This is a genomic window from Wolbachia endosymbiont (group A) of Machimus atricapillus, from assembly GCF_964027095.1.
In the GTDB taxonomy this organism is placed as follows: Bacteria; Pseudomonadota; Alphaproteobacteria; order Rickettsiales; family Anaplasmataceae; genus Wolbachia.
In genome coordinates, this window is sequence record NZ_OZ034727.1 from 478205 (window position 1) to 503793 (window position 25589).

General features: G+C 35.5%; 24 protein-coding genes and 1 pseudogene. 22 read left to right on the plus strand and 3 right to left on the minus strand.

Going from position 1 to position 25589, the window contains the following annotated elements; all coding sequences use genetic code 11:
* Nucleotides 1-15: 15 nt before the first annotated feature.
* Nucleotides 16-1296 (minus strand): hypothetical protein, encoded by a 1281-nt coding sequence (locus AAGD68_RS02365; RefSeq protein WP_341814334.1) that lies wholly within the window; start codon nt 1294-1296, stop codon nt 16-18.
* A gap of 143 nt (nt 1297-1439) precedes the next feature.
* Here AAGD68_RS02365 and serS point away from each other — a divergent pair, with 143 nt between their 5' ends.
* The 6 genes and pseudogenes from serS to AAGD68_RS02395 form a co-directional block, all read left to right on the plus strand.
* Nucleotides 1440-2717, plus strand: a complete 1278-nt coding sequence (gene serS, locus AAGD68_RS02370) for a serine--tRNA ligase (RefSeq protein ID WP_265045402.1) — start codon at nt 1440-1442, stop codon at nt 2715-2717.
* A 34-nt stretch (nt 2718-2751) separates the two neighbouring features.
* The gene (gene purD / locus AAGD68_RS02375) at nt 2752-4023 is read left to right on the plus strand and encodes a phosphoribosylamine--glycine ligase (protein WP_253307305.1); all 1272 of its coding nucleotides are present in this window, start codon (nt 2752-2754) and stop codon (nt 4021-4023) included.
* A gap of 368 nt (nt 4024-4391) precedes the next feature.
* Nucleotides 4392-5699 carry a hypothetical protein gene (locus AAGD68_RS02380; protein ID WP_265016379.1) on the plus strand — a complete coding sequence of 436 codons (1308 nt, stop codon included), beginning with the start codon at nt 4392-4394 and terminating at the stop codon, nt 5697-5699.
* Nucleotides 5692-12513, plus strand: a complete 6822-nt coding sequence (locus tag AAGD68_RS02385; protein WP_341814335.1) for an ankyrin repeat domain-containing protein — start codon at nt 5692-5694, stop codon at nt 12511-12513. The genes AAGD68_RS02380 and AAGD68_RS02385 overlap by 8 nt, the downstream gene beginning before the upstream one ends.
* A gap of 239 nt (nt 12514-12752) precedes the next feature.
* Entirely contained in the window at nt 12753-13130 is a 378-nt protein-coding gene (locus AAGD68_RS02390) for a head decoration protein (RefSeq protein WP_264687786.1), read from the plus strand.
* 34 nt (nt 13131-13164) lie between these two features.
* Nucleotides 13165-13374 (plus strand): annotated as a pseudogene (locus AAGD68_RS02395) (major capsid protein); the annotation flags it as partial.
* 112 nt (nt 13375-13486) lie between these two features.
* On the opposite strand, the gene AAGD68_RS02400 reads toward AAGD68_RS02395, so the two are convergent.
* Entirely contained in the window at nt 13487-13873 is a 387-nt protein-coding gene (locus AAGD68_RS02400; RefSeq protein WP_341814384.1) for a transposase, read from the minus strand.
* Nucleotides 13864-14445, minus strand: coding sequence for an IS110 family transposase (locus AAGD68_RS02405; RefSeq protein WP_265045410.1), 582 nt, complete (start codon nt 14443-14445; stop codon nt 13864-13866). The genes AAGD68_RS02400 and AAGD68_RS02405 overlap by 10 nt, the downstream gene beginning before the upstream one ends.
* A gap of 227 nt (nt 14446-14672) precedes the next feature.
* Between AAGD68_RS02405 and AAGD68_RS02410 the strand changes: the two genes are divergently transcribed.
* From AAGD68_RS02410 to AAGD68_RS02485, 16 genes are all read left to right on the plus strand, one after another.
* Complete coding sequence (locus AAGD68_RS02410) at nt 14673-15002, plus strand: head decoration protein (RefSeq protein ID WP_265016806.1); 330 nt, start codon at nt 14673-14675, stop codon at nt 15000-15002.
* Nucleotides 15003-15074: 72 nt separating this feature from the next.
* The gene (locus AAGD68_RS02415) at nt 15075-16079 is read left to right on the plus strand and encodes a major capsid protein (RefSeq protein ID WP_341814336.1); all 1005 of its coding nucleotides are present in this window, start codon (nt 15075-15077) and stop codon (nt 16077-16079) included.
* 192 nt (nt 16080-16271) lie between these two features.
* Nucleotides 16272-16577, plus strand: coding sequence for a hypothetical protein (locus AAGD68_RS02420; protein WP_253308967.1), 306 nt, complete (start codon nt 16272-16274; stop codon nt 16575-16577).
* On the plus strand, nt 16578-16961 hold the full coding sequence (locus AAGD68_RS02425; RefSeq protein WP_253308966.1) for a phage tail protein: 384 nt from the start codon (nt 16578-16580) through the stop codon (nt 16959-16961).
* Nucleotides 16962-17069: 108 nt separating this feature from the next.
* Complete coding sequence (locus tag AAGD68_RS02430) at nt 17070-17546, plus strand: hypothetical protein (RefSeq protein ID WP_264688407.1); 477 nt, start codon at nt 17070-17072, stop codon at nt 17544-17546.
* Nucleotides 17533-17988 (plus strand): phage baseplate assembly protein V, encoded by a 456-nt coding sequence (locus AAGD68_RS02435; RefSeq protein WP_265045412.1) that lies wholly within the window; start codon nt 17533-17535, stop codon nt 17986-17988. The genes AAGD68_RS02430 and AAGD68_RS02435 overlap by 14 nt, the downstream gene beginning before the upstream one ends.
* Nucleotides 17989-17996: 8 nt before the next feature.
* A complete protein-coding gene (locus tag AAGD68_RS02440) occupies nt 17997-18251 on the plus strand; it encodes a PAAR domain-containing protein (protein WP_253308963.1) in 255 nt (84 codons plus the stop codon).
* Complete coding sequence (locus AAGD68_RS02445) at nt 18235-19338, plus strand: YhcG family protein (protein WP_253308962.1); 1104 nt, start codon at nt 18235-18237, stop codon at nt 19336-19338. The genes AAGD68_RS02440 and AAGD68_RS02445 overlap by 17 nt, the downstream gene beginning before the upstream one ends.
* Before the next feature lie 19 nt (nt 19339-19357).
* A complete protein-coding gene (locus AAGD68_RS02450; RefSeq protein ID WP_265045414.1) occupies nt 19358-19693 on the plus strand; it encodes a GPW/gp25 family protein in 336 nt (111 codons plus the stop codon).
* 2 nt (nt 19694-19695) lie between these two features.
* Entirely contained in the window at nt 19696-20478 is a 783-nt protein-coding gene (locus AAGD68_RS02455) for a baseplate J/gp47 family protein (protein ID WP_253308960.1), read from the plus strand.
* Complete coding sequence (locus tag AAGD68_RS02460; RefSeq protein WP_264688208.1) at nt 20478-21638, plus strand: phage tail protein; 1161 nt, start codon at nt 20478-20480, stop codon at nt 21636-21638. The genes AAGD68_RS02455 and AAGD68_RS02460 overlap by 1 nt, the downstream gene beginning before the upstream one ends.
* Before the next feature lie 194 nt (nt 21639-21832).
* Nucleotides 21833-22633, plus strand: coding sequence for an ankyrin repeat domain-containing protein (locus tag AAGD68_RS02465; protein ID WP_265016401.1), 801 nt, complete (start codon nt 21833-21835; stop codon nt 22631-22633).
* Between the two features lie 313 nt (nt 22634-22946).
* Nucleotides 22947-23447: an ankyrin repeat domain-containing protein gene (locus AAGD68_RS02470; protein WP_264688210.1), complete on the plus strand. Its 501-nt coding sequence runs from the start codon at nt 22947-22949 to the stop codon at nt 23445-23447.
* A 271-nt stretch (nt 23448-23718) separates the two neighbouring features.
* On the plus strand, nt 23719-23961 hold the full coding sequence (locus AAGD68_RS02475) for a hypothetical protein (protein WP_253309514.1): 243 nt from the start codon (nt 23719-23721) through the stop codon (nt 23959-23961).
* The gene (locus AAGD68_RS02480; RefSeq protein WP_341814301.1) at nt 23921-24721 is read left to right on the plus strand and encodes a recombinase family protein; all 801 of its coding nucleotides are present in this window, start codon (nt 23921-23923) and stop codon (nt 24719-24721) included. Before AAGD68_RS02475 ends, AAGD68_RS02480 begins: the two co-directional genes overlap by 41 nt.
* Entirely contained in the window at nt 24709-25575 is an 867-nt protein-coding gene (locus AAGD68_RS02485; RefSeq protein WP_341814337.1) for a zinc ribbon domain-containing protein, read from the plus strand. Before AAGD68_RS02480 ends, AAGD68_RS02485 begins: the two co-directional genes overlap by 13 nt.
* The last annotated feature ends 14 nt before the right edge of the window (nt 25576-25589 follow it).

The window sequence follows — 25589 nt, forward strand, 5'->3', positions numbered from 1 at the left end:
ATCCTTCATTGTAAACTATATAGCAAACTGAGCTGTATTCTGCACCCTTGAGGTAAGAGAGGTGTCCGTTCCTGGTGGAAGATCGCATAAAAGCCCGTTTTCTAGATCTTCCTTCCATTTTTCATCTTCCATAAGCGCTTTTGTAAACTCTCTTCTTTTCTTTTGCAATTGTTCTGGATTAGGCTTGTATTCCGATAACTCTGCGTCAATTTCATCAAATGATTTACCTTCGTTGAGCATTTGCGTAATCCTATGAGCGTTTTCCAATGCAAATATTCCACAATTATGTCCATCGCTTTGTTGTTTGGCTCCGGAGCTTCTTATATTACAGTTCTCTATTTCCAAAACTGCTTCCAGTGCGCTCACTATATTATCAGTATTTATTGGGACATTAATTAATTCATTTTTCTTGTTCCGACACGTTTGTGCTGTCTCTTTGACATCTTTACTCATTTCTTTTTTTCCTTGCGCATTCAACTCACTAGCTTGATCAGTAAGAGGTGTAACCAATTCTTTAATTGCATTTGCAAGTTCTATTTTCTTACGTTGACTACCAGGACTTGGTAAATCAGCACTAAAAGAATCACAATAATAAGCTCTAAATTGTTTATTATCCGAGTTGTATGCAACAACTAGCGTTACCCAATGATTACCACCCAAATTAATAACTGAAGTAAATATCCTTTTCGAACTCTCTCGTTCTGCTTTATTTTTATATTCTCCCAACCTTTCACTCAAGGTTTCAAGATTACCAGGAATACAGAAGAATACACCATCCGTAAAATCTTCTGAATACTTATATTTAATTCTTGCAATATTAGCAATATCATGTTGCTGCAACCAGTAAGCGTAATTCTTTCTATTTGTTTGATGCACAAGAGTGTCCAAATTTTCATGAAACTCTTTACCACCCAAACTACTATCCAAAGAGCTTCTACGACTACTGTTCCTTGAATCGGGTTCACTGCCTGGTACAACACCACTATCTCCATCTTGAGTTTTTTGCTCACCTTGACCTGCTCCTTTTCCATTAACATAACCTTTTACCAAGTGAAATAAAGGTTTAACAATCATTTTGTATGCTGCTGTAAGGACTACTCCCATTATAATCCAAATCACAGGATGAGAAATTAGCATAGCAAGTGGAAAGGTCAATAGAGGAAATCCTATTATCAACCCCAAACAGCCAACAGCAAATGTGGCTGCTAGGCATACGCAAGTAGCGTAGATAACGAATTTCCCACCAGCAAAGTAAGTGCTCTCTTTAAATTGATTATATTTTTCTGTGATGCCCATACTACATCCTATGAATGCTAAGTTAATTAAATTTTAACAAATTCTAACAAAAAAATCAACCATAATAATTTTAGTAGTATGAGAAAATATTGAATATTAAGAGCTTTTGAAGTACAGTAACAGTGTTAGTAATAGCACAATATATGCACGATATAGAATATATACGCAAAAACCCTGAAGGATTTGAAAAGGCAATGAAAAGCAGGGGGATAAGAGAGTTTACTGCAAAAGAGATATTAGAAATTGATCACGAGAAAAGGTCATTAACCACTAAATTGCAAGATTTAAATAGGCAGCGCAATGAAATCACAGAGGAAATAAAGAAGCTTAAAATGAGCAAGAGCCCTTGTGAAGAGCAAATAGAGTTGTCAAAAGACATCACGAATGAGATAGAGGCAATTAGCTTAAAGGAACAAGCAGAAAAGGATAAGTTAGTGAATGTTTTATCTAACTTGCCGAATATTCCTGCGCAAGATGTGCCAATAGGCGCAGATGAGAACTCTAATTTAGAGGTGAGAAGATATGGAGGAAAAAGACAGTTTGATTTTGTACCAGAATCTCATTATGAACTCGGAGAAAAATTAGGTTTAATGGACTTCGAACAAGCGGCGAAAATTTCCGGATCAAGATTTGCGATATTAAAAGGACAGTTAGCTAAGCTTGGACGAGCGCTAATAAATTTTATGCTTGAAATGCATGTTAATGAATTTGGCTATACTGAGGTGTACCACCCAGCTTTGGTGAAAAACGAAGCTATGTATAACGTTGGTCAGCTACCAAAATTTTCTGACGATTCGTATTTAACTACCGACGAATTGAGGTTGATTCCCACAAGTGAAGTGTTTTTAACAAATTTGGTTGCTGATAAAATAGTAGAGGAAAAAGAACTGCCTATTCGTTTTACTGCGTATTCAGAGTGTTTTCGTAAAGAAGCAGGCAGCGCAGGGCGAGACACGAGAGGCATGATAAGGCAACACCAATTTGGTAAAGTGGAGTTGGTGAGTATTACAACTGAAGACCAATCAAATGATGAACTTGAGCGCATGACGATTGTTGTTGAAGAGATATTAAAAAAACTAGAATTACCGTATAGAGTAATGCTACTGTGTAGTGGTGATATGGGTTTTGCTGCACAAAGGACTTATGACATAGAGGTATGGTTACCTGAGCAAAATAAATATAGAGAAATATCAAGCTGCTCAAATTGTGGTGCATTTCAAGCAAGAAGGATGAACGCTAAATACTCTTCAGAAACTGATAAAAAGATAAAAAAATATGTTCACACTTTAAACGGCTCAGCTTTAGCTATAGGAAGAACGATTGTTGCCATAATGGAGAATCATCAAAATTCTGACGGGTCGATTGCAATACCAAACGTGTTGCAAAAATACATGAGTAATGATACTGTTATAAGCAAATAATAATTTTGACATATAGAAAAGCGAGGAAATAAAGATGAAGGTTCTGGTTATAGGTTCTGGTGGACGTGAGCACGCTCTACTTTGGGCTCTAAAAAAATCTCCTATCTTGACTGAGTTATATGTAACTCCTGGTCGCCAAGCTATGAAAGATCTTGGGACTCTTGTGGATGTAAATATTCAAAATTCAGTGGATGTTACACAATTTTGCAAGAGAGAAAATATAGAGTTGGTTGTTATTGGTCCAGAACAACCAATAATTGATGGACTTGCTGATGATTTAGTTGCAGAGGGAATAAATGTTTTTGCTCCGAGTCAAGCAACTGCAAAACTTGAGGGATCAAAGTCTTTCACCAAAGGACTATGCAAGCGATATGGCATACCAACTGCCAAGTACGAGTGTTTTGTTGATGAAGGATTAGCTAAAGATTTTGTACGTAGCAATAAAATAAAGTTTCCACTTGTAGTGAAAGCAAATGGAATTGCGGCAGGGAAAGGCGTGATGATATGTTGCGCAGAAAACGAAGCTTTTTCAGCAATAGATTCAATGCTAGTGGAGAAAGAATTTGGTGAATCAGGTGAAGAAATAATCATAGAAGAATTTTTAATTGGAGAAGAAGTAAGCTTTTTTGCTCTTGTTGATGGGTTGAAAGTAGTAACTCTTGGGTGCGCAAAAGATTATAAGAGAGTGAATGAAAATAATGAAGGCCAAAATACTGGGGGTATGGGATCGTACTCATCACCTTCAATTATAAGTAAGGACATGGAGCAAAAAATCATCCAAAAAATAATATACCCTACAGCTCAAGCATTGGTTAACATGGGTACGCCTTATAAGGGAGTACTCTTTGCTGGTTTAATGATTTGCAGAGATGGCCCAAAACTTCTCGAGTATAACGTTAGATTCGGTGATCCAGAAACGCAATCTATATTACCTAGATTTGATTCAAATTGCGATTTGTTAAAATTGATGTTGTCAGTTGCAGAAGGAAAGTTAAATGTCAAAATGGTGGAACTTAACAACAAATCTACAGTTTGTGTAGTTGTTGCAAGTAAAGGCTATCCGGGTGATTATCAAAAGGGAGAAGTAATTAAGGGATTAGATAAAATTGAAAGCATTCCTGGTATATTGGTATTTCACGCTGGTACTAAATTAGATGAGAGTGGTAATTGGGTTTCAGATGGCGGAAGAGTGCTAAATATAGTAGCAGAAGGGAGCACTATAGAGGAAGCCAAAAGTAAGGTGTACTCAGCATTAAATTTTTTAGAATGGCCAGGGGGCTTCTTCAGATACGATATTGGTAGTTAATGTTAGCTGTCGGTTAGCAGGTAGACCACACGATCCCAAAACGAAATGTTCTCACCGCCCTTGTTTTTTGGTGCTGGAAATGGTTGCTTTACTTGAGATCTTAATAATATATCTTGCTAAGTTAATAATAATTTGTTTGTGGAAGAATTAAGATAAACTTATAAAAAACAGAATTTAAAAATAAATAAAATATCATATATTCAGCCTATTAAAAGGCTTTCATTGAAAATTACTTTGGGTTAGAAAGTTTTTCTAAAATAGTGATTGACAGGTTACAAAGATGTAGTACGATGTTAAAAATGATATAGAATGTATAAATTATCATAGTTCTATATCTTAATACGCTTTTGTTTGTGGAGGTAAGAATTATGGACTTAGATGACCTAACCAAGGCAGCTTTCTCTATTATTAAGGATGACGATCCTTATAAAGAATCTAAACAACTTCAAATAAGGAATTGGGGGCGTGGGTACTTGGAGACTATTAATACCGGAAACCTTCCTTTTTTCCTTGATATATTGTCAGATGAAGAATGTTGGGAAAAAACCGATACGATACATGGTATCAAACTCAATAGAAGAATAGTGGCTAAAAAGATGATTGAACCCAAGAGTTGGAAAGGTACAAATAATCCGCTAGATGATTTTGATCGTTACCAAATTGCATGTTGGTGTTGCTTAGAAGAAGACATCATTACCCTATTTGAGCATTTTAAACGGGAAGATGAAATAAAGGATGGAGATTCAGATGCATTAAAAAAGTTAGTCAAATCAGTAAGTGGAAGTTGGTATACAGATGCGATGATGCAATTTTGGTCGCATTTCGTTAGTGGATACATTGCAGAGTTAGATCTAAAAGATCAGCATCCCTATGTGCTTGGTTTACACCGTGCAGCAATAAGTATGCGTAGAAAACGTGTAGAAGCAGTAGAGTTCTTTTGGAATAAGATAAAATCATTACCTGAAAGTGAGTTAAGTGCTCAGGAAAAAGATAAGGTTTTTATGAAAATTGCAGTGCATGCAGCACACGATAATGGATATCCTGATGTGTTTGAATTTTGTTTAAGCCAAATAAATCCTGATAGATATCCAGAGCTTTTGAAAAGAGATTTGGAGAAAAATGGTTATTATGGTTCTCTAGGTAGAATGTTAGAAATGTTTAACTTTGATCAATTTCAAAAGTTATTCGACTGCTTAAAGCCAAGTGATGTGGTGGTGGGTAGTTATTATTGTACCTGGTTAAGAAATATAAAAATTGGAGGTTGTTCTGGGCAATACTTAAATGTAGGTGCGAAGCTTTTGATGCATATGTTGATGAAAGATGGATTCGATAGTCATCGTACCTTAGCATTAAATGGAGAAGTGATGAACAATTCTACTTTTCAAGGAAGTTTATTAGTACCTTTGGTTGAGAAAGGTTGTATGGAGCAAGTGTGGGCAATATTGGACAAAACTAATTCTAAACAGATTGAAGAATTTATGAGTTCTAAGCGAGCAGGTTACATATGTTCCATCTTAGAGCAAGGAGATCGCGCTTCATTAAATAAGTTTTTATCTTATAGTGGTTCTGTTGATGTAGATCTTGACCAAAAGAGTATACCTGGTCCAAGTGGTGATTTATCTGATGTAAAGCTTAACAAAATGCATGATAAATCTCATATAAGGTTAGGTGAATAAAAAGTTATTATATAATTTAGGGGGCTATATGTTAAGTCAAGAAAAACCACAAGATTTTGAATTAATAGAGCTGTTAATTCGAGAGACAGCGGGAGTTAGTCAACCTGGCCCAAGTACTTCAACCCAACAAAAAAGTGATTTTGAATCTTTCAAAGCAAGGTTTCAATCATACATTGACCAGGTTCCATCATATTTACATTCGGTAGGTAAAGAAGGGTTTTTTTCGCATTTCTTTTTAGGAAGCTTTTCTATTTTACCAGATACACAAATTGCGGAAAGATTAGGTGTTAAAAAAGTTTATTTTCGTTTTGACACTGCAAAAACATTAAAGGTAGTTGTTGTTAAAAATAGTCAAATTAAAAGTGATGTAGATGCTATTGAAGGTATAGAACTATTTTCTATTTCAGAAGATGGTAATTCTGGTCATCAATTTACTTCTGGTGAACTGGAATATATATTAAAAGAAAATTTGCATCCTGACACTCAACAAAAGATCGGTACGGCACGAGGTATTAAAGATAGAATTAAAGGTAGGGTTAAATCTAAGTTAGTGCAAATCAACAAAAATGAAGAAAATATTTTTGTTGAAACACAAGATAAAGAAATACTTGACTCTGCTATTAGTCATAATTTTTACGAAATTAAAAAAGAAGAGGAAATATGGAAAGATCAAAATGATAATACAAAAAGCAAGCCCGAGGATTATATAGCTGAGTTAACTAATTCTGATGCAAGTAAAGTTGAAGAATCTTCCAAGAAAGTCATTGATAGAATCAGTAAAGTTCACTCAAAATACAAGGGTTCGTTTACTTATGCTGATAAAGCACGAGAAGCAGCACATCATGGGTTTATAGCAGGTGCTTTAGTAAATTTTCGCTATAGACATAATCTCAGGGTTTACTTAGAGCAATTTGCAGGAAGAGGTTACGCTGATATTGTTCTAGTGCCTCGTGGTAAGGATAGATCATTAAATGCTGTTCCTATTATTATAGAACTGAAAGCTGCCACTAAAGAAGAGTTAAAAGAGTTAGAGAAAGGAGGTAAAGTAAAAGATGGGAGTCAAACTACACCAGCTATTGCATTAGAGCAAGCAAAAGATTATGCAAAAGGCTTTCAGCCAAATACAATGCGTGTTTTGACTATTTCAGATAATGTACTGTGTGTAGGGTTAAATTTGGATTCAACTGAAGGTGAAAAATTTTCAATGCATATATCACCTCGTGAAGACAGAGAAATTGCTCTACCTACAATGCAAGCACTCTTGAAGGAAGCTTCAGATTGGGATGGAAGACAAGATACGGTCACTAATGTTAAAGAAAAAATCAAGCAGCCACTGGAGCGTATTTATCACACATTTCCTGGTACGCCAGAGAAAGGAGGTAATTACTTTAGTAGATTTCTCTTAGGGCAACTTCTTCTTGCTGATAAATTTAAAAGAGCGGATCTAAAGAAATTTATATTTTCATACGGTGAATATTCTCTTGCTTCTACCACAAGATCCGGAAAGCCTGTAACAACTTTTGCGTTGATTAGAGAAGGTCGTAGTAAAGAGGTATTTATTTTTCATGTTAGAGAAGGGGAAAGAGGGGATCGTAGCAGTAAAAAGATACCTATACCTGGTGATCTACCGGAGCAAAGCAAAATCACAGAGGTATACATAAGTTTACATGAGGAAAAGAAGTCAGATTTTTTTAACATAGAGGAGGTTAATAGATATAATTCCTTAAATGAATACAAAAAAGGGAAAGAGTTTTTCAAAGGAGAATTAAAAGATGTTCCTTACCCTAATGGACTAAGAGAGGCATTTGATGAGGCACTTAAGTCTCAAGTTACTCCTGCAGCAGGTCAGTCTCTACCAGTAGATAAATATAATTCACTACTAAAGAAAGTTGGAGAAGGAATGTTTTCTTTTAGAGATTTTATTAATGAAGAGGCTCATTTTCAAGGAGTGTTACATGGGGCATTTAGTTATTATAGTGATTTGAAATTAGAAGAATCTCCTAGAGCATTAGTATTAACAGAGTTTCAAACTGGCAGGGGAAAACGTATTGATATGCTGGTTCATGGTATTAAGTTTGCAGAAGGAGCTAGTAATGCTAAGGAGTATGATCCAGTAGGATTAGAGCTTAAGGGACCAAGGGAAGGTAAAACAGCTGATGCATTAGTAAAAGAGGCAAATGATCAGATAAATAAGGAGTATGTAAAAGGTGTTACTTATAAAACGCTTACAGATGGCAGGAAAGTGGCTTTTATGGGTGTTGTTTTTGACAAAGGAGCGAGTAATGCAGATTCTCTTATTCTACCAAGCAAAAATGAGTTTACTCCTGTTAAGGTAGTTCATAGTTCTATTTTTAGTTTTAGCCAATGTGCAACAAGGAAAAGACGTGATATAGGTATACCCTGCATAGATTCACGTGATGAAGAAAAGGTTACAAAGGAAGAAAAAAAGCAACGTGTTAAAGAGCTATTTGATATTGATAATGCTAAGGATTTAACTAATGAAATTGTAGATATAGGTCGTGAGCAAGTGTTTGATATGATAGGCAATGCTGATAGGACTGATGTATATGTAAAAGTAAAAGATAACAATGGTAATGATAAAAAATTGATAATAGGTGATATTATAGAAATGAAGAATGCAGAAAGATATTTTGTAGATGATTATAGTGATGGTATTGAGATCTTAGTAAAAGTAGGCAGAGATAAGGATCGCGTTATAAAAGAAAAAATAAAAGGACAAAATATTGAGTATTATTTAAGCATCGATGGCTATGAAGTAAAATTCGATGATATAATTAAAAATTTTACTACAGATGCAGAAAGAGAGAAAATTCATAATAAATTACATCAACTATCAAATGATAAGCAGTTGTTAGAGAATAAAAAATACATTGAAGACATAGGTGATGTTCAAGATGTTGGAACTAATCAAGATTACAATGATATTGTAAAGGAAATTAAACAGAATTTATTAGCAAAAGGAGTTAGGGAAGATACTTTCGACAGGTTTAAAAGTCATTTTGATGATCTTGGTGAAAAAGTTTTTGCAGATTATATTAGTAATGTAGAAAGCAGCCTTAAAGAAAAAGGAATTGCATTTGATCGTGATAAATTTGATTCAGCGAAAATAAAAGGAGCAAAAGGTGGAAAGTTTTTTTCCATGATGGCTATATATGACTTGCTTGATAGTATAGGTGATACAGCAACACTTGGACGACATAATAATGATGCTTTAAAGCAAGTATTTGGTATCAATGGTATACTAGATGCTATGGATGATGTTAGGACGAGTGTAAGTATTTCTCCTAGTAGTAAAGTAGGAAAACTGATTGGTAAAATACCAGGGCCTGCACGTCAAGCTTTTGTTAAGGTTATCAGTAATCCTGTAGTTCAAAGTATTACATTTGCAACCATTGCTTATCAATTTGGATACAGTATAAACGAAATAGCTCAAGGTAATAATCATCCATTAAATTATTATTGGACAGCTAGTAGTGGTATAAAACTAGCAAGCATGAGCATAAGGCCTATAAGTGCAGGGGTTAGTTTTACGATAAAAAGTGTAAGTGCTACTACTAAGATTTTAAGGGGGTTATCTGCTGCAGGCAAAGTTTTAGGTAGGGCAGCAGTAGTTACTATGGTTGCTGATGTATTGATAACAATGGGCGTAAAAATTCATGAAAGAATGGAGTATACTAAAGCGATAGCAGAGCAAGTGCCTCTATTACCTGGTGGTAAACAAGCGGAAGTATTTTTTGCAGGGGTGATTAAGTTTTTTACAGGAAGAGATGTAGAAAAAGAATATGAAGATACAATTAGAATAAAAGGTTATTTAACTTACGTAAAAGAAGCAGCTATTAAACTGTTAAATGACAATTATGACATAGATGCGGTTGTACAATACGTAATCTCCATTGAAGAGAAATATAGTGAGGTGATTAAAAATATGGGTGCACAGCCTATATGTATTATGCCATCACCGTATGGTCCTGGTTGTGCGACGCAGATGAAGTGGACATGTGATTTAGAAAAAAAATATAAAGATATCTCTTTTGACAAGATTAATATAGCTTCTAGTGTAAAAAGAGATTTGTCTTCTATTGATATCTCTAAGATATTGACTATGACACCTTATACTTTGGTTATGAGTGAAGGTTGGGAAAGGTTTATCTGTGGTATAAAGAATAGTCCTCAATGCTATCAAGAGATTGAAGAAAAGAAAGTTTATGTTGTTAATACGGATGCAAAACATATCCCTCATCTAACAAAATATGAATATGAAAATCTTGGTTTAAGAGTTGTAGATGCACCATTAACAAATCCGATACAAAAATCTCAATGCAGCAAAATAATCAATACAAAGCACACAGGTGACGATGCGTTCGCTCCATGTAACAGTGGCAAAATTTATAGAAACTGTCAAGAGAGCTTTACTCTCTCAGGCGAACCTTTTATTTTTACTAATCCGAAAAGGAAAGATCCTGGCAATACAAAAAAGCAAACATTTCCTAGAGGATCGATATTATATATTTCAGGGCCAAAAACGTTAACAGCAGCAGCAAATTATCCAGCAGTAATGCATATTCCAGAGGGTAGTAATATACGTTATATTGGCTCTAAAAACAATGAAACTATTTTTATTATTAATAATTCTATGTCTGGTACCCTCAAAGGTGGAGCAGGAAAAGAAAATACTCTAGTAATGAATGTTAAAGCTAATAATATCGCTGCAAATTTGCATAGTGGAACTATACGTTATGGTAATAGTAATAACATAAGATTGGTTAACACATATAACTATGTATCTAACTCTGACAACAAGCAAAATATTACTACTCACTGTGAAACGAGATTAATTAATGTAAAAAACGCGGAAGTTTGGCAGAATTCATCTAACTGCACAGATAAAGATTATGAAGTTAGAGTAGTCAACAAAGAAAACGTGCATCACAGGGGATTAAAGCAAACAATATTTATCGTTAATGAAGACAGTGATAATGCTAGGATAATAAGTGATTTAGGCAGTACAGGAAAAATGAAAGGAAATATTGACGTAATAAGGGTTCAAGTTGCTAATATTACACAGTGGGGAGTAAGTAAAGATACAGAAAAAGACAGCTATAGCTTAGATCTTTTAGCTAATGATACACAAAGTATTGCTTCAAGTACTACAATCGATGATTTTAAAAATCTAGTAATTCAAGTAAATTGCCAGGGAATAACAGAGTCTGTTACAATACAAGATAAGTCTTTGTCTGATACAATAGAAGATATTAGGTATCAAAAGTTGAGAAATTCAGGAAGTGATACTGACAGAGAAATCATACAAAATAGTGAAAAAAAGTTAAAAGCATTTATACAAGCAAGTATTCTAGATCAAGAGTTACTTGATACTTATCAAATTGCAAAAGGTATTGCTGATGACAATAATTTTGACATACCAATATCTCAAATAGAAGTCACTAAAAATCATATGGGAATACCTGCTGAAAAGGTGATAATTGCTGGCATATACTCAGATCAGGTAATTGTTGATTTTAGCTATAATAATTCTGACGTTACTCAGAAATACCGTAATAATGGAAGGAGCTATGATTATGATCACTATATGACACTATGTAATTACTATCAAGACGCCACAGTAGAAGGGGGAGAAGGACAACATCAGTATATTATCAAACTACCAGATACATTAAACCACGAAATCTCGTCATTCCCCATAAGACTTAATTTAAAAATAAAAAGCAAAGCAGTGCCTTATCAGAACATACCTTACAATATTATTGATTTTGCTGAATTGAATGTAACAGATGTTGATAGTATAAGCATACAAGAGGGTAAAAGGAGTTATATAAATGAATGTTATAATCAATCAATTTCCGACCTTACAGAGGATAGCTTAGAGATAAAAGATATTACAGTACTTGGTAGTGAAGGTACTAAATGGTCTTTATCCATTGGTTTAGTTGATTATTTTCAAAGCCCAGAACATCAACAAATTGTATTACGAATGAATAATGAGCTTTATAAGATTGATAGTACAAACTTAAGGCTTGAGCATGTAGAAATGAACCCTAACTCTTTCAGATATTATCAACCAGAAGAACAAGGGTTACAGATTTATCATAATCAACCTATCAGCAAGAATGACATTGGTTTAGTTGATTTTAGAGATAAGTCTGTATTGGGTTTTGATATGGAGATTGCTGATGGTAGTTTAGTGCTATCATATGGAAATAGCACCATTGCAAAAGTGGAGAATTGGAGTAATTATCAACCTGCAAGAGAAATGATGTTCGCTTTTAATGATACAATGGTTTCTAATCCAAAGTGCATAGTCTCTGTTTGTAATTCAGAGGATATTATAGAGGACTTTAACAAGGAGAAAGTAAATTTATTAAAAGAGCAGGTATTTAATGCTATAGTGCAAAGTGATATCAGTGAAGCTGAAGATTTAACTAGAAAAATTGAAACTATTGATATTGAAGGTAAACGTTTAGCACCTTTATACATTGCTATCCAAAAAGGTAGGTTGGACATAGTAGAAATTCTTTTTGATAGGAAGCATTTTAGTGTTAAAGATAAAGACATCTATGGTTGTAACCCTCTGCACTGGACTGCTCAGCAAGGCAATTTGAATATAGCTAAGTTTCTTGTGGATAAAGGTGCTGATATTGGAGCTAAAGATAATGATGGTAGAACACCTCTGCATGTAGCCGCTTATAGTGGTGACCTAGATATGGTCAAATTTTTTCTTGATAAGAATGCTAGTATTGAAGCTAAAAGTAGCGACCCATATAAGCAGTTGTGTTAAAAGTCAATAGAGAAATGAAAAATACTGAAAAATAATTTTTACTTGGTGGGCTATAAAGCCAAAGATGCTTTTAACATATTTTACGTAATTTCGGAGGATTTATTGATGCAGGCAGCCAAGGCACGACAAAATATATAAACCTACAAAGCTAAAGCTATTCCGCGGACTATAGCAACTACAAATTCAGCGGAAAAAACAAAATTAATAACTTTATCAGCCAAAATTTCCAGGAGAAAAACATGTCTTGTATAACTGAACCAAATAATCTTGGTGACCTCTTAAAATATGAGGCATCAAATCTATACTCACGTGACCAAATTACTGTTGCTAAGGGACAAAACCTAAAGCTTGGAGCAGTGGTTAGCAAAAAGACAGATGATGGGGGCTTTATAAGAGCTCTAAATCCGCTAGGCACAGATGGTACTCAAACAGCAATAGGTGTGATTATAAACGATGTAAATAGTAAAGATGCAGATATTAAAGCAGTAATCATTACTCGCGTAGCTTTACTTGCTGATCATGCAATTGTCTGGCCAGCAAATATAACTGAAGAGCAAAAAACAGCAGCAATAAAACAACTTGAAGAGAGGGGTATTATTGTCCGTAAAGGAATCTGAATTTTATATTAATTTTTAATAGGAGCTAAACATTATGCAAAATCCACTTTCAAATCCAGCATTCAATATGACAGCATTAACTGGAGCTATTAATATTTTACCAATTAGTTTTGGTCGAACTGAAAGTTTAAAACTTTTTCCGAGTAAATCAGTAAGGTTTCGCCATATTGCCATTGAAGAACAAAACGGTTTTTTAGCACTACTTCCAACTCAAGTTCCAGGAGCACCAGCAACTGTTGGAAAAATAAGTTGTAATATTTGATTTAAATTCTTTTAAAAAGTGTGGATGTGGATAAGTGCTTTCAGTCTGTGTAAGCGCACTTATCCACATCCACACTAATCTGCTAGTGTTGGATCTAAGCAGACTTAGGGCTGTATTCCTCAGTAAAAACCCTGTCATCTCTTACTAAAGAGTTAGCAAGTAAAAGTAACTTTCTCATAGCAGCAGTGGAAGCAACTTTATATGGTTTTTTATATTGATTATGTAACCTATCAAAAAAAGTTTTTATGAAAGAATTCCATTTCCGCGCACTAAGAATACACATATACAAGACTGTTCTAATTTGTGACCTACCGCCTTGAATGCACCTTTTTCCTTTATTAAAACCACTGTCTCGATTAAAAGGTGCAACTCCGGCAATGCTAGATATTTGCTTTCTTTGAAGAGTTCCTAATTCTGGCAGATAACAAATAATAGTAATAGCTGTGATTTTACTTACACCTGGTATACTAGTTATTGATATGTATTTTTTTTAAGCTCTTGACTTTGTTCAATCAACTCAATCATCTCATCTTCTAAAACTTGAATTTGATTCTGTAATATGACAAGTAGCTCTTCCATTTGTTTGATTATGGATATATCAGTTACTTGATGAGCTTGAGTTTTTTGTATTTTTGCCATTTCTACTAGTTGATTTCTACGAGATAGCTTTTGCCTCAAGAAGTCAACATTACTAACTTTTAAAGGAGTAACGCGCATATCTGTATTATTAATATAACGTGAGATAATGCTGCAGTCTATTTTATCAGTTTTAGTAGCAATACCAAGGCTTTTTGCATAGTCTCTCACCCATCTAGGTTGAATTACATATACTTCGAAACCATGGCTTAGTAAAGTATAAGCACATAATTTTTCGTACCCACCAGTTGCTTCAAGTCCAACTTTGATTACATTATGTAAATGCAAAAAGTCGAGTATTTGATCAATAGCTTGAACGTTATTTTCAAATACTTTATAATGTCCAAGTGGATGAATGTGGATATCTAGTTTATTTTTGCTAACATCAATGCCAGCAATGATATTTGATAAATTCATAATTCCTCCATAGAATAACATGTAATACTGCATTTTCCACCCTTATATACGAGCCTAAAAGCTCAATCAGTTGTTCGGAACTTTTCAGTAAATAATCAGGGAAGAGAACCTTGCTAAATTACGGTCCTTTATGACCAAGGCGATCTACGGTTCCTCTTCTCTGCATGTTCTTAATATTACCACTTTGTAATATTTATGAACTTGTTTTTAACATATAAGGTGATCTTCTGAAATATGAAGTATATAGAGATTATACAAGAGAGGAAATAACCGTAGTCAAAGGACAAAACCTCAAACTTGGAACAGTTGTTGGCTATGATAAAGATAACATGATTAAGATAATAAATCCGACAGCCACAGATGGCACACAAACAGCAATAGGTGTAATAACAAGTGATGTAAACGCAACGGAAACCACCAAAGCAGTAATCATTACTCGTATAGCAATGCTAGCAGATCATGCGGTTGTGTGGCCAGCAAATATAACAGAAGAGCAGAAAGCTGCAGCAATAAAGCAACTTGAAGCACGAGGCGTTATCATCCGCAAGGGAGTTTAACGAGCTACCAGACTCAGCAACTTACATAGAAACAACTTAAAACACACAGCATTAAAGGGAAAGGGGGAAAGAATGCAAAATCCATTTACAAATCCAGCATTTAATATGACGGAATTAACTAAAGCAATAAACATATTGCCGATAAATTATGGTCGAACAGAAAGCTTAAATTTATTTCCAAGTAGATCGGTAAGATTTCGACATATTACGATAGAAGAACACCACGGAGTTTTAACTTTATTACCAACACAAGTCCCAGGAGCACCAGCAACAGTAGGGAAAAGAGGAAAAAGGAAAATAAGGACGTTTACGATACCACATATTCCCCATGATGACGTAGTATTGCCTGAAGAAGTACAAGGAATAAGGGCATTTGGGTCAGAGAGTGAACTAAAAGCACTTGCAGATGTAATAACCGATCATTTGCAATTGATGAGAAACAAACACGCAATAACGTTAGAACATTTGCGGATGGGGGCGTTAAAAGGGATTATTCTGGATGCTGATGGCAGTGAGTTATTAAACCTTTACAACGAATTTGAAATTACGCCAAAAGTAGTAAATTTTGCGCTGGGAACAGCAACCACCGATGTCAAGCGTAAGTGTCTGGAAGTATTGAGGCATGTTGAGGACAACTTAAGTGGTGAATATATGACCGGGATTCATGCGCTGGTAAGCCCAGAGTTTTTTGACGCTTTAACTTCTCATACCAAGGTAAAAGAAGCATACGAGAGATGGCAAGAAGGAGCAGCACTCCGGAACGACATGAGATCAGGATTTACGTTCTGTGGAATAACATTTGAGGAGTACAGAGGACAAGCAACTGACCCTGAAGGAAATGTGAGAAGGTTTATAGAAAAAGATACGGGGCACTGTTTTCCACTTGGTACAGCAAACACATTTACTACTTACTTTGCGCCAGCGGACTTCAATGAAACAGTAAATACACTAGGACAGCCGCTCTATGCAAAACAAGAGCCAAGAAGATTTGATAGAGGAACTGACCTTCATACCCAATCAAACCCTTTGCCGATGTGCCACCGTCCGGGGATATTAGTAAAAATCGTTGCAGCATAGAGGAGCCAAAAAGGAGAGAATGACTTTAATCAAACTCTCCTACCAATGTAGCCACTTTCTTAGCGTGCTTCTTAAATTACTATATAAAGGTAAGATGTGCAAATGGTTTTTGTAGGCAGAGCAACTACAAGAAAAGAGGTACGAAAAAGCTACCTACACAAGCTTTAGAAGTTTAGTAAGTATAAAGGAAGAATGCAAGGAAATATTAAGAGATTATTTAAAGATTGTTTTGCACATCTGGGAGAGCAAGCGTTGTATGAGTCAAAGGATAAGTCATACAAGGTACAGATATTAAAGCAACAGCCAGATAAATTATACGGGATTGGTGAAGGACAATTTGTAGGAGAAATTTTGACTTTAGAAGTAAGTGTGTTTGATGTATTAAAGCCAATGGTGGGAGATACTTTTTCCATAGGTAGTTGTAGATACAGAGTACACTCACCGCCGCTTAGGGATAATTCAGGAATAATCTGGAAAATTCAAGCGTCAGGGGTGTAAATGCGTATTAACGTTGAAGTTACCGGTAGTATTGAAAAGGTAATACAAAGTATAGATGCTGAAAGGAAAAAAGTGGAAAAAGCGACGGTGAGGGCATTAAACAAAACAGCACTATGGGTAAGATCGCAAACTGTCAAACAAGTTAGCGAAGAAAAACAAATACCAAAAAAAGCAATGAGAAAAAAGTTAAGTGTGGATAAAGCAAATAGAAAGCGTTTATGGTCAGTAGTGAAGCTGAGTTCGCAGTGGATAGGAGTAGCAAAACTTGGGAGTATAAAACAGACAAAGATAGGAGCAAAAGTAGGAAGCCGTATGTATGAAGGAGCATTTATAGCAACAATGAAAAATGGTCATATAGAAAAGAAGGTACATACCAATAGATGAAATTAAAGTAAACACGCAAGCTCGGGAAATAATGAAAGAGTTAGTTGATAATGAAGTAGAGAGAGTATTTGAGAAGTATTTTGATCAGCAAATGAGTTATATGAAATAATGTTCTGGGGAAATTTACATCAGGCAATTTGTAAAACGCTAAAAGAAGAAATCCCAGCAATACAAACGTGCGAAATGTATAGAGCAGAACGTCGGGAAATAATAGCGCCAGCAGTGTTTGTAGAGCTTGCAAGTTTAGAACCAGGAAAAGATCCGGGGACTGAGGAATTAGCGTTGAGGGCAAGATTTGAGGCAAGAGTAGTAGTTGATGGAACAGTCGAGGATTCTCAGGTAGTGGTAAGGTCACTGGCAGCGGAAGTTGCAAGGGTTGTAAGTAAAAATACTTGGAACGTGGAAAATGTTTCGCCAGGAGAATTTATATCTGCGGAAATTGACGGATTTAGGCCAGAGTTGGATGCGTATTTAGTGTGGTTAGTTGAATGGGTTCACGAGCTGCATTTGGGAGAATCAGTCTGGTTAGAGGGAAAAATTAAGCCACATACCATAAACGTGGGAAATATAAATGTTAGACCATAATTTTGCCATTGCAGAGCTAAATAGAAGGCTAGCGAATATTATTCGTATAGGTCTAGTGAAAGAAATCGACTATGAAAAAGCAAGAGTAAGGGTCAAAGTAGGAGAATTTTTAACAGATTGGTTACCATGGATTACTTGCCGAGCTGAAAGCTGGTCACCACCGAATATTGATGAGCAAGTGGTAGTGTTATCACCATTTGGGGAATTATCATTAGGGGTGGTGTTACCGGCAATATATCAGGAGAAATATCCGCCTCCGGAGAATAAAAAGGAAATAAATAGTGTAAAATTTCAAGATGGAACAAAATTATCGTACGACAAGGAGAATCATTATCTTGAGATTGAAGTAGTAGATAAAATAACGTTGAAAGTAGAAGGATCAAGCGTAGAGATGACAAAGGATGGAATAAAACTTAAGGCACAAAGAATAAATCTAAATTAGGAAAAGGAATGAATAAATCAGTTATATGCCTAGGAGATCACTGCGGGGAAGCGTTGCCGCATTTTTGTATAAGTGGAAGCAGAGATATATTTGTAAACGGAAGACCAGTTTGTCGGCAAGGAGATAGTTTTACAGAAGGTAAGGTAATGGCACAAGGGTCAAAAACAGTGTTTGCAAATGGTCATGGTATAGGAAGAGTTGGGGATTCAGTATCTTGTGGTTTTAAGGTAATAAGTGGAAGTAGTAATGTTTTTTCAGAATAAAAATAAACCATGTGCTATACTTACCAAAAGTAAAATTATGAACATGGATATAACTACTAGCCTATTAGGAGACGTTAGTAATTTAATAGATAGAGCAAAGAATCATCTTTCTGTTCAATTCAATTCTACTCTAGTATTGTTAAACTGGGAAATTGGCTCCAGAATTGATCAAGATATCCTAAAGCACAAACGTGCAGATTATGGGAAGCAAATCATCTCCCAACTTGCAAAAGAACTTCAGATGAAATATGGACGTGGATTTGATAGAGCTTCATTGTTTCGGATGGTGCAATTTTCCAAATTCTTTCCCGATCAAGAAATTGTCGCGACACTGTCACAACAATTGAGTTGGTCACATTTTGTAGAAATTATTGCAATTTCTGATGAGCTGAAGCGTAATTATTATATAGAAATGTGTCGTATTGAAAGATGGAGTGTTAGAGCACTACGTAGTAGAATCGATACCATGTTGTATGAACGTACAGCACTAGCAAAAAAGCCTGAGGACTTCATAAGACAAAGCATCAAACAGTTACGTGAAGAAAATACGTTAGCCCCCGAATTCATTTTTCACGATCCATACTTCCTTAACTTTGTGGAATTGCCATCAAGTCATAGTGAGACTGATCTAGAAAATACGATTTTGGATGAACTGGTAAAATTTTTACAAGAGTTTGGTAATGATTTTTGTTTTGTGACACGTCAAAAAAGGATGAGTACCGAAAGAATTGATAGGTATTTAGACTTGCTATTTTTTCATAGGGGATTAAGGCGCCTTATTGCAATAGAACTAAAAATTGGTCGATTTGAACCAGCTTATAAAGGACAGATGGAATGGTACTTAAATTGGTTAGATAAAAATGAACGAAAACCAGATGAAGAAAAACCCCTAGGGATTATTTTGTGTGCTGATAAGGATCAAGAAGATATAGAATACCTGGAGCTTGAAGGATCTAATATTCATGTTGCACAGTATTTAAGACAGTTGCCTCCTAAGGAAATCCTTGAGGAGAAGTTGAGAAAAGCTATCTCTATAGCTCGTGAAAAATACGCAAGTACTAAGAAGAAAATGATTAAACAGATATAACACAAAAGGCAACGTGTTTATGCGAGGAATGGACGTTAATACTGGAAAAGAGTTAGAAGGAATAGAACATTTAAAGCAATCAATAGTTAATATTTTAACTACTCCTATTAACAGCAGAATAATGCGCAGGAACTATGGTTCAAGATTATTTGAATTAGTAGATAAGCCAGTAAATCGTGATTTTACGTTAGAAATTTACGCAGCAACAGCAGAAGCACTACAAAAGTGGGAAAAGAGATTTAAGTTAGAAAAAGTAAAAATAACAGAAGTGAAAGAAGGAAAAGTAACGCTTGACCTAGAAGGATTGTACTTACCAATGGGGGAAAAGATTCGCTTTGATGGAGTTGTGGTATAAAGATGGAGCAGCCTAACATTATTGAGCCACTGAACTTCGAAGAAATCTTTTCACGTATGAAGGAGGAGTTGATACGTCGAGACTCAAGTTTTACAGCATTAGTAGAAAGTGACCCAGCAATAAAGATTTTAGAGGTAGCAGCATGGCGAGAACTTTTGCTGAGAGAAAGAATAAACGAAGCAGCAAGGGGCAACTTACTTAAGTTTGCAAGGGGAGAAGAACTTGATGATTTAGCTGAATTTTACGGAGTGGAAAGGGAGAACGGGGAAAAGGATGAACGATTTAGAAAAAGAATCAAGGCAAGAATAGTTGGCTCAAGCACAGGAGGAAATTATCGGTATTATGCATTATCAGCAGATACGAGAGTAAAAGATGCATTAGTAGAATCACCTGTACCAGGAAAAGTACAAGTTTCAATCTTATCCACAGAATTATCCACACTGCCAGAAGAATTACTAGAAATTGTCAGAAATCAGCTAAACAGGGAGGATGTGAGGATTTTAACAGATACAATAGAAGTGGTAAGTTGCAATATTATAGAAATAGATATCCACAGTAAAATTAGCATTAAAAGACCAGATATTATTGAAACGGTGAAGAAGCAATTTATAGAAAAATTTGAAACAACGAAAAGATTAGGATGGAAAGTAACGAAATCATGGATTATAGCCAACCTGTTTGTGGATGGGGTAGAAAACGTAGAATTAATCGAGCCAAGAGAGGATGTTGTGGTACTGGGGAATGAGTGTGCTGCCTTAAGAAGTTTAAATGTTGAGTTGAATTAATGCTATTACCACCAAACGCAACAAAGCAAGAAAAAGCGCTGATTGATGCAATCGATTACAAAGTAGACCCAAGCTGTGTAAAAGGATTTAAATTTAGCCTAGGGGAAAAAATATTGCCGTGGTTGGTTGAAGAATATGGATTGGGGGAAATTCTACGCTGGGTAAAAGACAAAAGAAAGGCGATAAAAGAAGGAATAAAATTTCAGCGTTTGAGAGGAACACCAGCATCGCTGAAAATAGCACTGAAGTGGGCAAATATAGAAGATATTACAATTATTGAAGAGCCACCCGGAGAACACTTTTTTGAATTACAGATAGGGATAAAAGATGTTCCGAACGACTTCTTCGTTGATGCAGTAGTAGAATTAGCAAAACTATCATTGCCAGCAAGATCACGGCTAATGAGGATTTTTAACGATTATTATAATGCGCAGAGATTTATATTGGATGAGAGTTTATTTGGAGATCTTCTTTCTGACTATTCGGGGGTAAAAATAGAAAAAGATGGACCAGTGTTATCATTTGGGAGAGTAAATTTTTTCAGGTCTAGTGGTCCAGTTATTAGGATTATAGAAAACTATCTACGCGATCATTATGAGCAGGCATTAAGTAATGATCTGTATAGGCTAGATGTAGCAATCCTTGGAGAAACCGAGCCTCACACAAAGAATTATAACGGTATTTATGAAAGAAGTCATCAGTGGAATAATTTAAAAACGTTATATCCGCTACCACAGAGCTTATTACCTGAGATTAAGTTTGCTAAAGCGCAGATAGTATTATCGGACAGTTGGAGTTTAGGAGAAATAAACGCATGTTTTCCAGTAAGTAGTATAGAAGAGAGGGGAAAAAGGTTTTTACTAGGAAGTGATAAGCTATCTGAACAACTGTGGAATTTAAAATACAAGCCAATTTTAGAAAGATTTTTTGCCGTTCACCACTATCAAGTAAAGAATTTCTCTACCCCCAAAATAATAAGATTTAGCGTAGCAGAACACTACATTCATTTTGAAAACGAATTGGATTCAAAGCAAAAAAATGCAACATACGAGCTAGAAAACTACATTTTAGTGTTTTACCCAGGTGTACTAACATGGCATGAACATCGACATTTGAACAGGTCCTGGGAAGAAAAACAACCTATATGCTTAATGAATTAAATACATATATTTATATCTTCATATACTACATTAACATTCGGTAAAAATGTGTGTTTTTTGAAAAAAAGAAGTTGCTTTTCCATGCCAAAACAGCTATAAATTAGGTAGGTGTAGGTAAACATAAGAAATTGATCTTGCACTGAAGTGAGCCAAATTGGCGACTTTATGTATGTTTTTATAGTGAGGTAACTAAAATGTTCAATTTAAATAAAAGACTGGAAAAATTAAAGGAGAATTCATTTCGTGGAATAAATGAAAAAGACGCAGCAGGTTGCACAATATTGCACCGAGCAGCACAAGTGTCAAATCCAGAAGTAATAAAGTTATTAATAGAAAAAGGTGCAGGTACAAACGATAGAAACAATAGAGGCGAGACACCATTGCACCTAGCGGCATTCTATGGAAAGGTAGAGAATGTAAAAGCACTGATAGAAGGAGGAGCAAATGTAAATGCTATAGATGATGGAGGATATACGGCATTACATAGTGCGAGCTTAATGAGTTGTGAAAAGACAGTAAGGGAGCTAATAAAAGCAGGGTCGAATGTTAATACTGGGAACTACATAGGAAGGACCCCCCTACATGAAGCAGTATTTATGAGGGAAATAGTGAACGTGAGGGCAATATTAGAAGCGGGAGGTGACGTAAATGCGAAAGACCAAAAAGGATATACACCACTACATATAGCATGCAAGACAGGAGAAACAAAAGAGATAATAAAAGAGCTAGTAAAAGCTGGAGCAAATGTAGAGCAAAAGGATAAATTTGGCAAAACAGCAATGTATTATGCGAGAACTGAAGAGTTGCTAGAAAAACTAAGGGAGTTGTCGGAGCGGACAGTAGATGCGATATTTAGCCTAGATTTAAAAGAAAAAGGAGAAAGAAGGTTTGAAGAAATAAGGGAAAAGTTAGAAGAAGCGCCATTGGTCAAGAAGGCACTGATGGAAGTGGAAAAAGAGCTAGAAGATATGGATGAGAAGATAAAAGGGCTATAAAAAGAGCTTTCTGTAAGAGAAGGGAGTAAAAGGGTTGGCTACAAGATAATAGGAAAAATAGGAAGCCTAAATTTAAAAGAAAAAGCTGACAACAGCAGGAGAGGAACCGCTTATTATTTAACAGATTAAGTATATAGATTTATATCTTAATCTAATATGCGAAAAAAATGTGTATATTTTGTAAAAAAAACTTGCTTTTTATGCCAAAACAGCCCTAAGTGAAAAAGTAGCTAGTAAATAAACAAGATTTGCTAAGCGCTAAAGTGAGCCAAATTGGAGGCACTTTAAATTGCATTAATAGCTGAGGAACATTATGGTAAAATTTAGTAAGAAAGAAAGAGAAGAGTTTAATAAGTCGTGGAAAGAAGTATTAGATAACTCAATAGAAAATATTAATAAAAAAGACACAAAAGGAAGGACGATATTGCATTACGCGGTGGGAATGCCAGATCCAAAAAAAGTGAGGTTATTAATCAAAAAAGGAGCAGATATAAATGTGGCAGATGCGGGACAATATAGACCATTGCACTTAGCAGTAATGGGACAACGTGTAGAAAATACAAAGGAGCTGATAAAGGCAGGAGTAGAGGTAAACGCAGTGGAACGAAGTAGCAAATTTGCCGCGTTACACCTGGCATGCATGGTAAGTGAGGTAAAAATAGTAGAAGAGCTAGTAAAAGCGGGAGCAAATGTAGAGCAAAAGGATAAATTTGGCAAAACGGCAATGGATTATGCGAGAAATAATAAAGAGATAAAAGAAGTGTTAGAGAACGTAAAAATCGCAAATAAGCAGAGAGAGTTCATAGAAAAATAAGGGTCGTATCAGCAGCAGGTGTGATAGTGGCAAAAGAAGAGCTTGTGAAAATTTAGAAGGGCTGTGGCTAAGAAAGAGGTGATTATGGAAAAAGGGAAATTTTATCATTAGAGGGAAAAAAGAAGCTTGATGATTTGGGAGAGTGCTCAATTGATGAAAGATAGCGTATGTGTTTCTAAAATTTTGCATAAAAGCTGAGAGAAATAAAGGTTAACAGTTGCGTCTTTTTCGCAAGAGTAATGGATTTATGGAAAAAGGGAGTGCCTGAACTATGAAAACATTTACAGGAGAAATTATGAGAAAGAGAACGTTAACTGTGACCTGTCGATATGAGCCTGATGAGTTAGCAGATAAACATTTATCAGAAGCTTACGAGCAGTTACTAAAGTATTCAGTAAAAAGAAACAACGAAAAGGAGGTAGAAAAAGATGATAACGGTGGCCTTGTATGCAAGAGTTTCATCAGACCGACAAGTGCGGGATCATACAATAGAGAGCCAAATTGCAGAGCTTAAGCGTAGAATTGCTGTAGATGGACATGAGTTATTGGAAGAATATGTATTCACTGACGATGGCCGTAGAGGGTCAAATTTAGAGCGTGAAGGTTTAAAGAAATTACGTGATAAAGTAGCAGAAGGAAAAATTAATAAGATTTATATCTATTCACTAGATCGGTTGTCACGTGATCCTGTAGATCAAAGAGATGTAATAGATGAATTTAAGAGAGCAAGAGTAGAAATAATCTTTTCAAATCATAAGGTTGATGATACACCAGAGTCCGATTTAATGACAGATGTGCAAGGAGCAGTAGGAAGGTTTGAACTGAGACAAATCTTGATACGAAGCATGAGGGGAAAACTGCATGCAGCAAGAGAAGGTTGTGTGAGTGTAATAAGCAATGCACCTTATGGTTATCGATATATAAGAAAGCATGTAAAAGGAGGAGAAAACAAATTTGAAATTAATGAAGAGGAAGCAAAAGTAGTGAGAGAGGTGTTCATGTGGATTGGAGAGGAAAGGATAAGTATTAGAGAAGCGGTAAAGAGACTAAGAGAAGCTTCTGTTAGAACACAAACAGGAAAAGAGGTGTGGCATTCAAGCACCATCCATAAGATGTTAAAAAATCCAGCATACAAGGGGCTAGCAGCATATGGTAAAACAAAGGCGGGCCCAGTAATGCTAGAAGTCAAACCAAAAAAAGCAACAGCCGGCGAACTCACTCTATTTACAGTACAGATGAGGAGAATTGGATTCATATACCGGTGCCGAAAATAGTTGACGAGGATTTGTTTAATGTAGTACAAGAACAATTGATTGAGAATAAACAGAGAGCAAGAGTGCAGCAAAGAAAAGAGACATATCTGTTGCAAAAGCTAGTTGTGTGTAAGTGTTGTGGACGTGCTTACTGCGGAAGGCGAAATTACAGCAAAGAAAAAAAGATTGTGTATACTTATTACACTTGCCTGGGTACAAGAAATTTTTACGGTAATAAGGTATGCACTAACGGATCTATTCGTGGAGAAGTGTTAGAAACAGGTGTGTGGGAAGAAGTAAAAAGTGTATTAAAAAATCCAGATAGGATGGTAAAGGAGTACCAATGTAGAATTTCAGAACATAAGAATGAATTATTAGATGAAAGGTTTGCAAGACGTGAGAGTCAATTAAAACAAAATATTAAAGAACTTATCAATGATTATTATATTCAAGAGAATACAAGTGAGGAAAAATATATAAGTAAGGAAGACTTTAAGCAGGCAATGAAAAAAATGAAGGAACGTTTAAAAGAGATTGAAGGAGAGAAGAAAAAGGTGATTGATCAAAAGGGACTACAGCAGAAAATGAATCTTATTACAAATAGCATAAAGGGCTTTTATTCTAGTGTTAAATCGGAATTGGAACACCTAGATTGGCAAGCTAAACGTAGTCTTATTAGGACATTAGTAAAAGAAGTCAACATTGATCTTGATGAAGTAAATGTAGTATTTAAGATCAGAGAACTCAACAATCCCGCCCAGAATGGACAAAATCAGAAGTTGGCAGATTGTCTAAGGTGTCTGGGCACTGGGATGACAAAGGAGAGCAGTGTCAGCTACTTGCATAACACCATTTGTTGTGGGAGTGTTAAATAAACTGTGTCAAACCG

Excerpts from the sequence above, each read along its gene's own strand:
- AAGD68_RS02365 (WP_341814334.1), bottom strand. The coding sequence starts at position 1,296 with ATGGGCATCACAGAAAAATATAATCAATTTAAAGAGAGCACTTACTTT.
- serS (WP_265045402.1), top strand. The coding sequence starts at position 1,440 with ATGCACGATATAGAATATATACGCAAAAACCCTGAAGGATTTGAAAAG.
- purD (WP_253307305.1), top strand. The coding sequence starts at position 2,752 with ATGAAGGTTCTGGTTATAGGTTCTGGTGGACGTGAGCACGCTCTACTT.
- AAGD68_RS02380 (WP_265016379.1), top strand. The coding sequence starts at position 4,392 with ATGGACTTAGATGACCTAACCAAGGCAGCTTTCTCTATTATTAAGGAT.
- AAGD68_RS02390 (WP_264687786.1), top strand. The coding sequence starts at position 12,753 with ATGTCTTGTATAACTGAACCAAATAATCTTGGTGACCTCTTAAAATAT.
- AAGD68_RS02405 (WP_265045410.1), bottom strand. The coding sequence starts at position 14,445 with ATGAATTTATCAAATATCATTGCTGGCATTGATGTTAGCAAAAATAAA.
- AAGD68_RS02415 (WP_341814336.1), top strand. The coding sequence starts at position 15,075 with ATGCAAAATCCATTTACAAATCCAGCATTTAATATGACGGAATTAACT.
- AAGD68_RS02420 (WP_253308967.1), top strand. The coding sequence starts at position 16,272 with ATGCAAGGAAATATTAAGAGATTATTTAAAGATTGTTTTGCACATCTG.
- AAGD68_RS02425 (WP_253308966.1), top strand. The coding sequence starts at position 16,578 with ATGCGTATTAACGTTGAAGTTACCGGTAGTATTGAAAAGGTAATACAA.
- AAGD68_RS02430 (WP_264688407.1), top strand. The coding sequence starts at position 17,070 with ATGTTCTGGGGAAATTTACATCAGGCAATTTGTAAAACGCTAAAAGAA.
- AAGD68_RS02435 (WP_265045412.1), top strand. The coding sequence starts at position 17,533 with ATGTTAGACCATAATTTTGCCATTGCAGAGCTAAATAGAAGGCTAGCG.
- AAGD68_RS02440 (WP_253308963.1), top strand. The coding sequence starts at position 17,997 with ATGAATAAATCAGTTATATGCCTAGGAGATCACTGCGGGGAAGCGTTG.
- AAGD68_RS02445 (WP_253308962.1), top strand. The coding sequence starts at position 18,235 with ATGTTTTTTCAGAATAAAAATAAACCATGTGCTATACTTACCAAAAGT.
- AAGD68_RS02450 (WP_265045414.1), top strand. The coding sequence starts at position 19,358 with ATGCGAGGAATGGACGTTAATACTGGAAAAGAGTTAGAAGGAATAGAA.
- AAGD68_RS02455 (WP_253308960.1), top strand. The coding sequence starts at position 19,696 with ATGGAGCAGCCTAACATTATTGAGCCACTGAACTTCGAAGAAATCTTT.
- AAGD68_RS02460 (WP_264688208.1), top strand. The coding sequence starts at position 20,478 with ATGCTATTACCACCAAACGCAACAAAGCAAGAAAAAGCGCTGATTGAT.
- AAGD68_RS02465 (WP_265016401.1), top strand. The coding sequence starts at position 21,833 with ATGTTCAATTTAAATAAAAGACTGGAAAAATTAAAGGAGAATTCATTT.
- AAGD68_RS02470 (WP_264688210.1), top strand. The coding sequence starts at position 22,947 with ATGGTAAAATTTAGTAAGAAAGAAAGAGAAGAGTTTAATAAGTCGTGG.
- AAGD68_RS02475 (WP_253309514.1), top strand. The coding sequence starts at position 23,719 with ATGAAAACATTTACAGGAGAAATTATGAGAAAGAGAACGTTAACTGTG.